Here is a 15,513-nt window from a genome sequence, read left to right as displayed (position 1 = left end):
CCTCCAATAAAAAGGCATTTACCGCTTTCTCTCTCCGGGGCGGTAAGTCTCCTCTGCTCTTTTAAGCACATCCTCCTTATAATAAGGAACCTCCTTAAATTCTGCATTGGCAAAGCGCTTGGCCTGATCGTCAAAATGAGGGGAAGATGGATCCCCACTTTGTCCGCCTGCCAAAATACTTTTTGCCTTCACCTTCTCCCCAAATTCTACTACCGCTACAAAACTATTGCCGCGAGTACCGTATATTTTCTTGGTATTGTTGTTATACCTAGCCCCATAAGCTGCCAAGGCACCCCAACGCCCAGAAGCATATCCAATTGGTATACTGGGTAGGGAGTCGTTAAATGGTTGACGGATATCCCCATTGATACGTTGGTATCTATTTACTTCCCCCCACGGTAGGTTCCACGTTCCGAAATCGGCCTCCAAGCGTTCTACCACCTCTGTGAAAGCTGCCAATCGCTCCGATAATGGCGACTGGGTACCAAGATAGTTTATGGCTTCCATATCACTCATATTATTGGGCAAGTCTGCCTTATTGCGGTAATGCGTACCATAGTAATGGGCTAGGGTCATCCCAACGGCCTCCGTGGAGGTCTTCAAATCCCATTGGCGCAATACCTCTATAGGTCCCTTTAGGGCATCATTTTTAGGGTTTAGCCTATCAAAAGCCTCCACCAAGCCAGGAATAAGCTTCTCAAAAGCGGGCAGGTAGGGATCGTGCGCCAAGCTTATTAAATTGTCTATGGTAAAACCATCCCTGTCTTTCAATAAATTGATAGCATGCACCCCTCTAAAATTCTCCCTATCTATTGACATATAGTTGGGATAATCCCCTCTTTTAGGGCTAAACTCCAACGCAGCGGTATAGGGAGTTGAATTACAGTTTTGCAACCATCCATTTTGGGGATTCAACAATAGGATATTTTCATCTACGCTGTGCAGCCCTTGCCAATCGGTTCTTGGATCGCTTCCATCTACAGGCTTAGAGTAATCAAAAATAGTATCTCGCTTTGGTATAAAATTTCCGTGAAAATAAGCGATATTCCCCTCAGCATCCGCATATACGGTGTTATTGGAAGAATTGGTACGCATGTCCATCATTTCCCTAAACCCTTTATAACCCGTCTGTTTTGTTCTAATAAAGGACTGCTCCAATGCTGTTTTTGGTTCCCACATCATGGCTGTGGCCACCCATCGGTCTTCTGCCATATGCGTTATAGGACCATGATGGGTATGGTAGGCCGGAAATGTCTTTTCCTTTAAGACGCCCTCTTCCTTATATTTTAAAGTGATTTCAGAACTTTCTACTGGCCTCAACGCCTCCCCATATACATAATACAACTCCTCATCTTGCTGTACAATAGTTTCCATAAACTCGTCCATCACATCGGTGTAGGTAGAGGTATGCATCCATCCTGTTTTCTCATTGAATCCCTGGTATACGAAGAATTGCCCCCAAGTAACCGCCCCATATGCATTTAGCCCCTCTTCACTAACCATATGTACCTCTCCTCTAAAATAAAATGAGGTATGCGGATTGATTAGTAGCAAAGGATTTCCAGACTCGGTAAGCTTCCCCGAAATAGCGAACCCATTAGAACCTTGTGGCTCCTCTTGTTTCTTTTGTTCTTCTTGTTTATAAACCTCCATTTCTGGAAGGGCCCTCCCGCTTTCGTAAAAAGCTTTTATTTTTTGGGTAGCTACGCGCTCTATATCGCCGCCAATAGATCCCTCACTAAAATACATGGGCATCCATGGTTCAAAACGGGTCAGAAGTTTAGGTTTTACCTCTGGGTGGGTGTGCAGGTAGTAATTTATTCCATCGGCAAAGGCATCACAAAGCTCCCTTAACCAAGCGGGACTCGCTTCATAGTTAGCAATTGCCTCTTCCTCGGTCATAAACAAGCGGGCTCTTAGGTCACTGTAAATAGCCTCCTCACCTTCTACCTCTGCCAACCTCCCGGTGGCCCATATATAATTTTGTTCTACCCTATTAAAATCGTCTTCACATTGGGCATACAGTAGCCCAAAAACTGCATCGGCATCTGTCTTCCCATAAATATGGGGAACGCCAAAATCGTCCCTGATAATAGTCACCCTTTCCGCTTGGGCCTTCCAAGCCTCCATTTCCGATACATCTTGGTTTGTTTTGCAGGATAGGAGGGTAAGAACAAGAAAAAAATAAAAAAGTCTCATAATTTATTACGGTTGTTGGTAGTAGACTAAGGTACGCTTAATTATTAAAACCTCCATGAAGCCCTTTTTAATTTTATCCCTTCTTACCTCCATAAAAGGGGGTACTTCCACCTAGAAAACTAGGTAGGCATAAAACGGGGTTACTTTTGTTACTTTTGTTATCTTATCCTTCATAAAAAAAGTTACATGTCCCAAAAAAAAGTAAGTATGCTCACCGCCTTTAAAACCATTATTTGGCCAAGGCGAAATTTGGTTTTCATAGGGTTACTATTGATTGTAATTAGTAGGGCGGCTAGTTTTGTAGCCCCTATGTCTCTCAAATACTTAATGGACGATATTATCCCCAACAAGGATATTGAGTTCCTAAAAATCCTTGTGATCGTAGTAGGTTTGGCCATTTTGGTGCAGGCCGTTACGTCCTTTTTGCTCACCCGAATATTAAGTGTACAGGCGCAGTATCTAATTTCGGAACTACGTGCCCAGGTACAAAAGAAGGTCCTTACCCTCCCTATTAGATTCTTTGACAACACCAAATCCGGGGCCTTGGTATCGCGGATTATGACAGATGTGGAAGGCGTACGAAACCTTATAGGAACAGGACTGGTACAGTTGGTTGGAGGTACCATCACTGCCATAGTCTCCCTAGTCCTTCTATTGAACATAAGCCCGTCCATGACGGTTTTCACCTTGGTTCCCCTTGGGATTTTTGCCCTGATCGCTTTAAAAGCTTTTAAGATTATACGTCCCATATTTAGAAATAGGGGAAAGATAAATGCAGAAGTAACGGGAAGACTTACGGAAACTTTGGGTGGCATACGGGTTATTAAAGGATTTAATGCCGAGGCGCAGGAAAACGAGGTTTTTGAGGAAGGCGTAGCGCGATTATACCAAAATGTAAAGAAGAGCCTTACCGCTACGGCCTTTATGACCAGCTCTTCTACCTTTTTATTGGGAATCGCTACCACCGGTATCATGGGAATTGGAGGGTATAAGATTATGATGGACGAGCTTACCATTGGGGAGTTTTTAACCTTCACCTTTTTATTGGGATTGATGGTGGCCCCCATTGTACAGATGAGCAATATAGGGAGTCAGATTACGGAAGCATTAGCGGGATTGGATAGAACAGAGGAGTTAATGAATAAGACTGCAGAAGCCCAGGAGAAGGAAAGAACGGAAGTCTTGGACAATATAAAGGGAGATATCACTTTTAACGATGTATCCTTTGCCTATGAGGAAGACAAGGAGGTACTCCATAACATCAGTTTCACGGTAAGCTCTGGCAAGGTGGTAGCCCTAGTGGGCAGTTCTGGATCCGGAAAATCTACCATTGCGGGTCTGGCAGCAAGTTTCCTTAATCCCTTATCGGGGACCATTACCGTAGATGGCACAGACCTTTCCAAGGTAGACCTCAACAGCTACCGAAAAAATCTTGGCGTGGTATTACAGGACGAGTTTTTATTTGAAGGGACCATACGGGAAAATATTTTATTCCCTAGGCCCGATGCCAGCGAAGAGGAGTTACAGAAAGCGGTGAAAGCTGCTTATGTGGATGAATTTACCGATAGGTTTGATAAAGGCTTGGATACCTTGATTGGTGAACGAGGTGTAAAACTATCGGGCGGACAAAGGCAACGTATCGCCATCGCTAGGGCTGTATTGTCCAATCCCAAAGTCTTGATTTTGGACGAAGCCACTTCCAATCTGGATACCGAAAGCGAGGCCTTGATTCAAAAGAGTTTGGCAACCCTTACCGAAGGCAGAACAACTTTTGTGATTGCCCACCGCTTAAGCACCATCAGGAAAGCCCATCAAATTCTGGTCATTGAAAATGGTAGAATAGCAGAACGTGGCACCCATGACGAACTGATTGCCAAGGAAGGCAGGTACTACAACCTATTCACTTATCAGGCGAGGATATAAAAAAGACCAAAATATGATGCTACGGCTGGTTGCACTATGTAAATTAATATTTCTGGCAGCCATTATAGGCCATGCCCAGGAACCTCTGGCGCAAAACTTTACCTATGTACAGGGCGCAGTAGTCCGGGGCGATAGTACCCAGAAAAACATTTCCCTTGTCTTTACCGGAGATCAATTTGCAGATGGTGGGCATTACCTCCAAAAACTTCTGAAAAAGGAAAAAATTCCTGCCTCCTTCTTTTTCACCGGGAATTTTTATCGGAATCCTGAATTTCATCGACTTATAAAAAAATTGGTACGCGACGGACATTATTTAGGGGCGCATTCTAACGAACATCTATTATATTGCGACTGGACCAAAAGGGATAGTCTGTTGGTGACCCAAGAGAAATTCGGTAGCGACCTCCTTGGAAATTACCAGGAGATGAAGAAATTTGGGATAGAGCGAAAAGACGCACCCTATTTTCTCCCGCCCTATGAATGGTATAATGATACCATTGCCCAATGGACACAAGAATTAGGGTTCACCCTCATCAATATGACCCACGGCACCCTAACCCATGCCGATTACACCACCCCCGATTCCCAAAACTATCGATCCAGCAACACCATCTATGAAAGTATTACCGAGTATGAAGAAAAAAACGCGCACGGCCTCAATGGTTTTTTATTGTTGGCCCACATTGGAACCGACCCTAAAAGGACCGATAAGTTCTACCATTATCTCCCTTCCCTCATCTATTATTTACAAAATAAGGGCTACCAATTTACGACCGTTGCACAGCTCCTAAACACAGACTAAGAACATCTATCCGGGCATCTGCATTTTTCTATCGGCAGGACACCCCTAATATCTTTGGCGCCTTTAAAAAACCTATTCCTTACTTCCTTTATCCAAAACCAAGGTCAAATTAAAGGGAAACGTTTTACTATGAGCCACATATACTTTATATTTAGGTCTTATAGCTTTAAAATACCAACCATGAAAACCACCATTATTTGCTTCCTAAGCCTTGTTTTAGGGCATTTCTCCATGGCACAAGACCGCCCAAGTGGACCGTTTATTCGCATCAATCAAGTTGGATATATAGAGGACGAGCATAAAACCGCTATTGTGTTTTCCCACAACAAGGTAAACGAAACCTTCCAATTGATCAATGCCGATTCAAACAAAGCCATAGCTACCCTTAAACCTAAAAAATCCGACAGGAAGGGCTGGGGCACTTTTGAGCATTTTTATGAGCTCAATTTTTCCGACCATAAAACCGCAGGCAGGTATTATATACAAGGGAAAAAATCCAAAAGCAAGTCGACCCCCTTTACCATTGGGAACGATGCCTATCACCAAAAACCAGATATATTGTTGGAGTTTATGAGGCAGCAACGCTGTGGTTATAATCCTTATTTGGATATGGTATGCCACCAACGCGATGGCCGTTCTGCCTATGGCCCTATGCCCGAGGGCACCTATGTGGATGCCTCCGGAGGATGGCACGATGCTGGTGACCAACTAAAATACCTTATCACCGGTAGTTATGCCACCGCCCATATGCTAATGGCCTATGAGCTGTATCCAGCAACCTTTGATGACCTTACAAACCATTTAGGGCAACCCATACCCAATGGCATCCCCGATATTTTGGATGAGGCCAAATGGGGCTTGGATTGGATTTTGAAACTACACCCAGGTCCAGACCAATTGATCCATCAGGTTGCAGATGATCGTGACCATATAGGATGGAAAATGCCCGATGAAGACCCTTCCGATTACGGGTGGGGACCCAACAGCTATCGGGTGGCCTATTTTGCCACTGGCAAGCCACAAGGCCTTAAAAAGTATCAAAGTGAAGCTACGGGAGTTTCTAATTTGGCAGGAAGGTCTGCTGCAGCAATGGCATTGGCAGCTAGAATATGGAAAGAAGAATTAAAAGACTCGGTTTTTGCAGCCAAATGCCTCCGTGCTGCCAAGAGTTTGTACAGATTAGGCCGGGAAAAAGAAGGCTTTCAACAGGGGAATTCCTTTGGTGCCCCCTATCGCTATTCCGAAAAAACCTGGGCAGACGATATGGAATGGGGCGCTGCAGAACTCTATAAGAGTACAGGAAAAAAGGAATACTTAAAAGAAGCCAAGGAATATGCGGTTAAGGCCAATACGGTTTCTTGGACTGCTATGGATTCCGTAGCCCATTATGAATACTACCCCTTTATCAACCTCGGCCATTATGCGCTCTACGATGTAGTAGACGACGGTTTTAAGGAGACCTTGGCAGGATATTATAAAACAGGATTGGAAGACAATATAAAGCGCGCTACCAAAAACCCCTACAATATTGGCGTCCCCTTTATCTGGTGTTCCAATAACTTATTAACAAGCCTAATTACACAGGGGATTCTTTACGAAAAAATGACGGGCGACAAGTCCTATAATCAATTTTTAGTGGAACAACGGGACTGGCTTTTTGGGAGGAATCCATGGGGCACTTCTATGTTTACCAAACTTCCCGATCATGGGGAATATCCCTTGGATGTACACACCAGTATATGGGCCCTTACCCAGCAAGAGGTTCCTGGCGGACTGGTAGATGGCCCCGTATACACCTCCATCTTTAACTCTTTAAAAGGGCTTCATTTATCCAACCCCGATGTATTTGAAGCTTTTCAAAACGAATTTGTAACCTATCACGATGACATAGGGGATTATTCTACCAACGAACCCACCATGGATGGAACCGCAGGATCTATCATTATGATGGCCCATTGGGCCAGTAGGAAGAATCCCTAAAAGTTTTATGCGAATAGACCAGCCAATAAGCTGGACTTAGAGACCATATTTTATCACGGAGCGGCTACCCAACCCTCCGTGATAAATAAGTTTGGAGAATAGAGTCCTTTTTAGCTTTCTGGCGCCAGGGTTACCTCTAAGCCTTCCATCTCTTCGGTCATCTGGATTTGGCAGCCTAGGCGACTATTGTCTTGCACGTGAAACGCCTCAGCAAGCATGGCGTCCTCGTCATCGGACATTTCGGGAAGCGTATGATCCGATTCTACATAACACTGACAGGAAGCACACATAGCCATTCCTCCACAAACCCCGATGGTACCTTCTGGAGCCAGTTCGTAAGAACGCACTACCTCCATAAGGTTCATGTTCATATCGGTTGGTGCATCTACCTCGTGCACTACTCCCTCCCGGTCTTTAATCTTAATTTTAATATCACTCATTATGTTCGGTAAAATTTATTCTTGATATACCTACCCAGGTCCCAGTGATCCCATCCTTAGGCTTTGGGCTTATGATTTTGGCCCTAAATCGGGCGAATATTCCTTTAAAATATCTGTTTATAGTTGCGTTTCCCCGGGCTACAGACCACCCTCTTTTCTGGGCAAAAATAGGTGAATTCCATTTTACTAGGAAGATAAAGGGGTAGTGTGCACCGCTGTAACTAAAAATTGCTAAATATTTTGTTTTATTCTATGGCCTTCACCACTGCTTTAGGTGCTTCCCGTTTGGTTCCATCGAAACCGGAAACTCCACCAACGGTAGTATATTTCATGACGTATTTTTTATCTGGAAATATACGCTGGTAGGCACTTTGACACATTAGGGTAGCCTCGTGAAATCCGCATAGAATCAATTTTAATTTACCAGGGTAGGTATTTACATCCCCAATAGCGTAGATTCCGGGAATATTAGTCTGATAGTCAAAGGTATCTACTTTTATAGCGTTTTTTTCTATCTCCAATCCCCAGTTTGCAATGGGTCCCAGTTTTGGGGATAGCCCAAACAAGGGGATAAACTCGTCCACTTCCTGAACAATTTCTTCCTCGGCATCTCCAGATTTCTGAATTACTACGGCCTCTAATTTTCCATCGCCTTTTAGGTCTACAACTTCTGCTGGAGTAATAAGGTTAATCCTTCCTAGGTTTTTAAGGGACTGCACTTTCTCTACGGAATCTAACGCACCCCTAAATTGATTCCTCCTATGGACCAAGGTAACCTCCGAGGCAACATCAGCTAGGAAAATACTCCAATCCAGTGCAGAATCGCCCCCTCCTGCAATAAGCACCTTTTTATCGCGATAGATTTCCGGGTCTTTTATAAAGTAGGATACGCCTTTATCTTCGTAGTTACCAATATTGTTAATTAAAGGCTTTCTAGGTTCAAAGCTACCTAAGCCACCCGCAATAGCTACAATGGGAGCATGGTGTTTGGTCCCTTTATTGGTGGTAACTACAAACGTTCCATCGTCTAATTTCTCAATCGTATTGGCACGCTCCCCTAGGGTAAAAGTAGGTTGAAACGGCCTAATTTGTTCCATCAGGTTATCTACCAAATCCCCCGCCAATATTTCGGGAAAGCCCGGAATATCATAGATGGGTTTTTTAGGATAAATTTCTGAACACTGTCCGCCTGGCTGCGGTAGGGCATCTATAAGGTGGCACTTTAGCTGCAAAAGTCCTGCTTCAAAAACAGCAAATAGACCTGTAGGACCAGCACCAATTATTAGAATATCTGTTTTAATCATGAAAAATAAACTTAAAGTGGTCGCCATACCGTATAAGGATAAGGAGACGACCTCTGTTTATGATACTAGTACGGTAATCACTCCACATTGATTACCTCTAATATCTGCGGCGCATGCTTTTTAATGGTCATTTCCACACCGGTTTTCAGGGTCATCTGGTTAATAGTACAACCCGCACATGCTCCTTCCAATCTAACTTTAACTGAAGTATTGTTCTCAATGGAGACTAGGGAAATATCCCCTCCATCGCTTTGCAAAAAAGGACGAATTTCATCCAAGGCCTTCTCTACATTATTTTTGATTTCGATAGACGTCATAGTTATTTCTTTTTAACGGCCGAACAACCTGCCATGGTAGTTATTTTTATAGCTTCGGTAGGTGGTAGATCCTTATTCCTATCTACTACTTCCCTTACTACATTTTTGGTGAGTTCCTCAAAAACGCTTTCCACAACAGTAGCTGTTTGCAATGCCGCCGGTCTGCCAATATCTCCTGCTTCCCTTACGCTCTGCACCAACGGAATTTCTCCCAAAAAGGGAACTTTCAGGTCTTCTGCCAAAAACTTGGCCCCTTCTTTTCCAAAAATATAATACTTATTATCTGGCAGTTCCGCAGGAGTAAAATAGGCCATATTTTCTATAATTCCCAATACGGGAACGTTAATGGACGCTTGCTGGAACATGGCCACCCCTTTCCTGGCATCTGCCAAGGCCACCTCCTGTGGGGTACTTACTACAACGGCACCTGTAATAGGCAGGGCTTGCATAATACTCAAATGAATATCTCCAGTCCCCGGTGGAAGGTCTAACAACAAAAAGTCCAATTCTCCCCAATGGGCATCAAATATCATTTGATTGAGTGCTTTGGCTGCCATAGGCCCTCTCCAAATTACTGCCTGACTAGGTTCTGTGAAAAATCCGATGGATAAAATTTTGACCCCATAACTCTCTATGGGCTTCATTTTAGATTTCCCATCTACATTTACGGCCAAGGGCTTTTCCATAACCACATCGAACATGGTAGGCATGGAAGGCCCGTATATATCCGCATCCAACAAACCTACCTTAAAGCCCATTTTGGCCAAGGATACCGCCAAATTTGCCGTAATGGTAGACTTACCTACTCCCCCTTTTCCAGAGGCTACAGCAATGATATTCTTGATCCCGGGAATGGCCTTCCCTTTTATTTCATTCACCTTTGGTTTGGCCGGAGCGTCTACTTTTACATTAACGGTTATCTTGGCCTTTTCGTAAACTTCTGAATGGATGATTTTTAAAATCTCCACCTCCGTTTTCTTTCTGGCTTGTAAGCTGGGATTGGCAATAGTGATATCTACAACCACCTCATCCCCAAAAACCATTATGTTTTTTAATGCTCCGCTTTCCACCATATTTTGGCCTTCTCCCGGAACAGTGATTTTCTCCAGTGCCTTTCTTATGTCCTTCTTATCCAATTTCATCCTGATACAATCTTTTCAGCTTTTATTAAAACTGATTCTAAATTACAAAGATAAGGCTTAGGACCGAGAATAAGAAGCTAGGAACTGAAAAGTAACACCTAGGCTAAGCCACGGTTTTAACCTATAATTCTCCGGTAGATTTGCTACAACGCCCCTATTTTAATTCCTTCGCAGGATCCCAAAAGAATTTTTCGAAATCTACAATCTGATCTTCCATAATTTCCAAGCCTTCATTTTCCAATAACTGCTGCATAAGATTGGTCCCCTCAAAATGATGTTTCCCCGTTAACAGTCCCTTGCGGTTTACCACCCGGTGCGCAGGAATATCTTCCATGGAATGCGCATTGTTCATGGCCCAGCCCACCATTCTTGCGCTCCTTGCGGCACCCAAATACTTAGCAATGGCTCCATAGGAAGTAACCCGCCCATAGGGAATCTCCCGAGCTACGGCATATACTTTTTGAAAAAAATTGTCTTTATCGGACATCATCAGGTATATAAAATACGGATCAGGGTAATCACCAGTAAAAGTGCCATTAAGACGCTAAGAATGTAGTTGGAGTTTTTGGAGAAGCGGTTAGACTTGGTCTCTAATTTATTAAAATATACGGTGTACAAGTACAGGACGGTAAAGGTTCCAAACCCCGCTGCCAAAATAAAAGTAGCAATATCCTTAAATTGAAACTTAATCCACCCAGAGGCATTCCACATAGCGTTAAGGCCACTGTAATAAGGAATGGTCAGCAGGTTTACCGCTGCTAACAACACCCCTTTAAAAAAGCTATTCTTCTTACTTACCTTAACCCGCTCTAGAGGATCTTGTTCTTCATTTTTCTTGGCCTTAACAAAGAAGTAAATGGCAAAAAATGCAAATACCATCAGGGCAATTTTTAAGAGCCAATCGATTATTTCCGGATTATTGAATAAGAATTTGGAAATCAGCACGGAAATATAGGCCTGGACCATGATCATACAGGAAACACCCAGACTAAAAATCACCCCATTGGCCTTCCCTTTTTCCACGCTAATTTTTGCGGCGTTCATATTTAAAAGGCCCGGAGGAACCGTAGCCATAAAGGCGGCAGAAAAGGTAGCAAAGAAAAGGACTATAATATGGGTCATGGATTAATGCACTCTAAAACGGATAAAAGTAATAGGTTTTCCCTTTTCAAGATACTGTTTTTCATAAAACGTCTGAATTTCTAGCACTTCTTTAGGACTCCCAGCATTTTTGTACACGTCATGATTGGCATACATAACCTCCAAACCACTCCCGTGCAGGAGACCTAAGGTATATCCATGCATAAATTCACTATCGGTCTTCAGATTAACCGTACCGTCCTCTTTTAGGATTTTTCTATATTTTTCAAGAAAATGGGAGTTGGTTAACCTATGCTTAGTCCGCTTGTACTTTATTTGGGGATCTGGGAAGGTAATCCAAATTTCGGATACCTCACCTTGAGCAAAAAGCAGATCAATCAGCTCTATTTGCGTACGCAGAAAGGCGGCATTATCAATTCCCTCTTCAATGGCAGTCTTGGCTCCTCGCCAGAAGCGGGCTCCCTTTATATCTATCCCTATAAAATTCTTCTCCGCATTTTGTTGTGCCATTGCAACGGTATACTCCCCCTTGCCACAACCTAGCTCTAATACAATAGGATTGTCGTTCCCAAAAAACTGATTCCACTTTCCCTTATTTGGGAATAAGCCGCCTACAATTTCCTCCCTAGTAGGCTGTAGTACGTTTTTAAAGGTTTCGTTCTCCTTAAATCTCTTTAGTTTATTCTTGCTTCCCACAGACTGTAACTGATAATTAATTTGGCAAAGCTACGGAAATCCAACTTCTTCGCCATCAATCTGTTATTTAGATCTACAAAATGCTCCTAATTAAAGTTTCCTTTAGGCCATTATGCAGCAGTCTCGGGAGATTTCTTTATGGATTTCTCCAGGGTAAAGGAAAACTCCGATCCTACGTCGCGAACACTTTCCACATAAATCTTTTCATCATGCGCCTCAATAATATGCTTCACTATTGCTAGGCCCAGCCCAGAACCGCCTACAGCACGGCTACCACTTTTATCCACCCTATAAAACCGTTCGAATATTCGCCCAAAGTGCTGTTTGGAAATTCCCTCCCCATTGTCCGTCACTCTAACAATGACCTTATTTTTAATCAAATTTTCCACACTTACCTCCGTGGTACCGTTTGCTTGGCCGTATTTTATGGAGTTCACCAACAAATTGGAAATTACCTGCTGTATTTTATCCCGGTCTGCCCGCACATAGATTGGCTCCTTATACTCCATATCGAAGGTTAGGATAATGTCTTTTTTGGCCGCTTTCATTTCCAAAAGGTCAAAAACATTTCGCACCAGCTCCAAGATATCGAAATCCTCATAATTCATCTTTAATCCTTCCATCTCCAATTTGGTGATGAGGTCTAGATCTTGCACAATATAATTGAGGCGTTCTACGCCCTTACTGGCGCGTTGCAAGTACTTTTTACGGAGTTGCTTATCTTCCATGGCCCCGTCCAAAAGGGTTAAGATATAGCCCTGCACCGTAAAGAGCGGCGTCTTTAATTCGTGGGAAACATTCCCCAAAAACTCCTTTCTGTATTCTTCCCTAATTTTTAGGGTATCTATTTCTACCTTCTTGTCTTTGGCAAATTTCTCGATCTCCTCGGTTAGGGTCTGCATGTCTGTAGTAACGGTCCTTGCTGCCAAGGAGGTAGATTGCAAAAGGGTAACATCTTTATAAATCCGCTCTATCCTCCTATATATAAATCGCTGTACCCGCACCTGAAGGATACTTACGGCAATTATACTTGCCGCTACGGCAAACCCAACAATCTGCCACCAAATCACATTTCCGGAAAGCCATTGCATTAACCAAAACAACAAACTGAGAATGGCCGCAATTAACAATCCCGAACGCAGCGCAAATCGGTACGATTTTTTTATCCGCGTACCCATTACAATACAAATTTATAGCCCACTCCCTTAACCGTCTTAAAGTGATCTTCCCCTAGCTTCTCTCGTAGTTTACGTATATGGACATCAATGGTTCTACCTCCTACGACCACTTCGTTCCCCCATACCCGATCTAAAATTTCTTCCCTCTTAAAAACCTTATTGGGCTTAGAGGTTAGCAAGGACAGCAATTCAAACTCCTTTCTGGGAAGAATAAGCTCCTCTCCAAGGTTTTCAATTTTATACTCTTCCCTATTTATGGTAATATCACCTACCTTAACTATATCGACTTCCTCACCTTCCATCTCCTTTAGTCTTCTAAGCAATGCCTTTACCTTGCTCACCAAAACCTTAGGACGTATGGGCTTCGTAATATAGTCGTCCGCACCAGCATCAAATCCGGCCATTTGGGAATAGTCTTCTCCCCTTGCGGTAAGAAAGGTAATGATGGTATTTTCTAGGCCCGCAGTATTGCGGATAATTTCACAGGCCTCGATTCCATCCATTTCGGGCATCATCACATCCAAAATAATTAAATGCGGCTTTTTTTTCTTGGCAGTGGCTACAGCCTCTACCCCATTTTTTGCGGTATAGACATCATACCCCACCCCAGTAAGATTATAACTTATGATCTCCAAAATATCGGGCTCATCATCTACCAAAAGTATTCTAATATCCTTCTTTTTCATTTGTTTAATTTACTTTTCCCTTCGGCCTCACCGTGCTGATTTTGTTTGTTTTTCTAGGTATAAACTCAGCGGCTACGCCTCAAAAAACTATGGAAAAACCCTTCTTTTTTTTCTGTTTCTCGCAATTAAAAGTAAAGATAATACTATTCCTCCAACCCATTAACGATGAATTAAGATAGTAACAATATGGTAACCTTAAGCCAACAAACAGGTAATATCAGGATAATCCACCTTTTACAAACGGGTAATTTATTTGCGGTGTTCTAAAAATCGAATAAAACCTAAAAACAAATGAAAATTAGAAATTTAATTCAACGCAAATCCCTGGCTTTTTACACCTTAGCCTTAGCCAGTATTCTAATCCTTTCTTGCACCACCGACGACCAACCACCTATTGCCGATGCAATTGCCACTTGTAATGATGGCATACGCAACCAAGGAGAGCAGGGAGTAGACTGCGGTGGCCCCAATTGCCAACCTTGTCCTGATGAGATTGCCACCTGTAACGATGGCATTCAGAACGGAGATGAGACCGGTGTGGATATTGGGGGGTCTTGCGCCGAAATAATCACCATATCTGGTGAAATCACTACAGACACCACATGGACGGCCAACAACATTTACCTTTTGGCCGGTAAGGTAGTGGTAGGTGATGGGATAACCCTAACCATTGAGCCAGGGACCATCATAAAAGGAAAGCCAGGTAGCGGCTCCTTAGCCTCTGCCTTAATTGTACAAAGAGGCGCCAAGCTTATGGCCAAGGGGACCGCAGACAAACCAATTATATTCACTGCCGAGGCCGATAATATTGGTGTTGGACAAAAAAGCGGGACCAACTTGGATGAAACCCAAAGAGGTCTTTGGGGCGGAGTCATTGTACTTGGAAGGGCATCTGGCTCTTTTAAAGGCGATGTATCCGAGGTACAGATAGAGGGCATCCCTGCCGATGACACCTATGGACTCTATGGCCCAGGCGATTCGTTAAATGACGATGACAACTCCGGGGTATTACAATATATCTCCATCCGCCACGGGGGAGCCTTAATTGGTGAAGGGAATGAAATAAATGGTCTCACCCTAGGCTCCGTAGGAAGGGGCACCCTTATAGACCATATAGAAGTGGTGGCCAATGTAGATGACGGGATCGAGTTTTTTGGGGGTACGGTAGACGCTACCAATCTTTTGGTATGGGCGCAGGGCGATGACGCTATAGATATTGATCAAGCTTACTCCGGAACTGTAGACAATGTAGTGGTTATTCAGGGAGAGAATTCCGATCACGCTTTTGAAATTGACGGCCCTGAAGGATCCTTGGAAGGTTCGTTTACCTTAAAAAATGCCACTATTGTTGGAAGCCCCTCCGCTTCGGATGGGGAGTATGCGGATTACCGAAGTAATGCCATGGGAACCACTTCCAATATTTATGCTTACGGATTTCCTGAAGGTAAGGATGTGGAGCTAGACGCCAACGATGTGGCCAAAAACTTTTTGGACGGCAAGCTAGTTTTTGAAGCTTGGCAAGTTGTTGGCTTTGACCACAGCATATTTTCCGAAAAAGTTAAAAAGGACGAATCTGGAAACGATCTAGAAACCACCATCATAAAGGACCCCTCCTTTACGGATAGAGCAGCTACTTGGACTAGCAAGGTAGAGAAAGGATCACAAACGGTAGGGGCGGACACCTCTGTTTTTGGGTGGACCTTCTACGCTATTAGCCTAGGCGCCGCCGCTTTCTAAGACCCCAT

14 protein-coding genes are annotated in these 15,513 nt (G+C 43.5%); 4 read left to right on the top strand and 10 right to left on the bottom strand.

Annotated features, from left to right (window positions below; translation table 11 throughout):
* Nucleotides 1-18 precede the first annotated feature (18 nt).
* Nucleotides 19-2,199: an acylase gene (locus tag F1E73_RS06255; RefSeq protein WP_150451438.1), complete on the bottom strand. Its 2,181-nt coding sequence runs from the start codon at nucleotides 2,197-2,199 to the stop codon at nucleotides 19-21.
* A 186-nt stretch (nucleotides 2,200-2,385) separates the two neighbouring features.
* On the opposite strand from F1E73_RS06255, the gene F1E73_RS06250 reads away from it, so the two are divergent.
* The 3 genes from F1E73_RS06250 to F1E73_RS06240 all read left to right on the top strand — a co-directional run bounded on the left by F1E73_RS06250 (nucleotide 2,386) and on the right by F1E73_RS06240 (nucleotide 6,904).
* On the top strand, nucleotides 2,386-4,122 hold the full coding sequence (locus F1E73_RS06250) for an ABC transporter ATP-binding protein (RefSeq protein ID WP_150451437.1): 1,737 nt from the start codon (nucleotides 2,386-2,388) through the stop codon (nucleotides 4,120-4,122).
* Nucleotides 4,123-4,135: 13 nt separating this feature from the next.
* Entirely contained in the window at nucleotides 4,136-4,924 is a 789-nt protein-coding gene (locus F1E73_RS06245; protein WP_150451436.1) for a polysaccharide deacetylase family protein, read from the top strand.
* 180 nt (nucleotides 4,925-5,104) lie between these two features.
* On the top strand, nucleotides 5,105-6,904 hold the full coding sequence (locus F1E73_RS06240; protein WP_150451435.1) for a glycoside hydrolase family 9 protein: 1,800 nt from the start codon (nucleotides 5,105-5,107) through the stop codon (nucleotides 6,902-6,904).
* 110 nt (nucleotides 6,905-7,014) lie between these two features.
* On the opposite strand, the gene F1E73_RS06235 is transcribed toward F1E73_RS06240, so the two are convergent.
* From F1E73_RS06235 to F1E73_RS06195, 9 genes are all read right to left on the bottom strand, one after another.
* The gene (locus tag F1E73_RS06235) at nucleotides 7,015-7,344 is read right to left on the bottom strand and encodes a 2Fe-2S iron-sulfur cluster-binding family protein (protein WP_086475878.1); all 330 of its coding nucleotides are present in this window, start codon (nucleotides 7,342-7,344) and stop codon (nucleotides 7,015-7,017) included.
* Between the two features lie 245 nt (nucleotides 7,345-7,589).
* Complete coding sequence (locus F1E73_RS06230) at nucleotides 7,590-8,648, bottom strand: NAD(P)/FAD-dependent oxidoreductase (protein ID WP_086475877.1); 1,059 nt, start codon at nucleotides 8,646-8,648, stop codon at nucleotides 7,590-7,592.
* A 77-nt stretch (nucleotides 8,649-8,725) separates the two neighbouring features.
* On the bottom strand, nucleotides 8,726-8,965 hold the full coding sequence (locus F1E73_RS06225) for a NifU family protein (protein WP_086475876.1): 240 nt from the start codon (nucleotides 8,963-8,965) through the stop codon (nucleotides 8,726-8,728).
* Nucleotides 8,966-8,967: 2 nt separating this feature from the next.
* Complete coding sequence (locus tag F1E73_RS06220; protein WP_150451434.1) at nucleotides 8,968-10,107, bottom strand: Mrp/NBP35 family ATP-binding protein; 1,140 nt, start codon at nucleotides 10,105-10,107, stop codon at nucleotides 8,968-8,970.
* 154 nt (nucleotides 10,108-10,261) lie between these two features.
* Nucleotides 10,262-10,597 (bottom strand): MGMT family protein, encoded by a 336-nt coding sequence (locus F1E73_RS06215; protein WP_150451433.1) that lies wholly within the window; start codon nucleotides 10,595-10,597, stop codon nucleotides 10,262-10,264.
* On the bottom strand, nucleotides 10,597-11,229 hold the full coding sequence (locus F1E73_RS06210) for a LysE family transporter (RefSeq protein WP_086475873.1): 633 nt from the start codon (nucleotides 11,227-11,229) through the stop codon (nucleotides 10,597-10,599). The genes F1E73_RS06215 and F1E73_RS06210 overlap by 1 nt, the downstream gene beginning before the upstream one ends.
* Nucleotides 11,230-11,232: 3 nt before the next feature.
* On the bottom strand, nucleotides 11,233-11,904 hold the full coding sequence (gene trmB, locus F1E73_RS06205; RefSeq protein WP_086475872.1) for a tRNA (guanosine(46)-N7)-methyltransferase TrmB: 672 nt from the start codon (nucleotides 11,902-11,904) through the stop codon (nucleotides 11,233-11,235).
* A gap of 110 nt (nucleotides 11,905-12,014) precedes the next feature.
* Nucleotides 12,015-13,082 (bottom strand): sensor histidine kinase, encoded by a 1,068-nt coding sequence (locus F1E73_RS06200; protein WP_086475871.1) that lies wholly within the window; start codon nucleotides 13,080-13,082, stop codon nucleotides 12,015-12,017.
* Nucleotides 13,082-13,768, bottom strand: coding sequence for a response regulator transcription factor (locus tag F1E73_RS06195; RefSeq protein WP_086475870.1), 687 nt, complete (start codon nucleotides 13,766-13,768; stop codon nucleotides 13,082-13,084). The genes F1E73_RS06200 and F1E73_RS06195 overlap by 1 nt, the downstream gene beginning before the upstream one ends.
* A 291-nt stretch (nucleotides 13,769-14,059) precedes the next feature.
* Here F1E73_RS06195 and F1E73_RS06190 point away from each other — a divergent pair, with 291 nt between their 5' ends.
* Nucleotides 14,060-15,505, top strand: a complete 1,446-nt coding sequence (locus F1E73_RS06190) for a hypothetical protein (RefSeq protein ID WP_086475869.1) — start codon at nucleotides 14,060-14,062, stop codon at nucleotides 15,503-15,505.
* Nucleotides 15,506-15,513 lie beyond the last annotated feature (8 nt).

The sequence above is a fragment of the Arenibacter lacus genome (genome assembly GCF_008711145.1).
Lineage (GTDB): Bacteria > Bacteroidota > Bacteroidia > Flavobacteriales > Flavobacteriaceae > Arenibacter > Arenibacter amylolyticus.
Note: the sequence above shows the minus strand (reverse complement) of the source record. Positions and strands in the feature narration are given on the sequence as shown.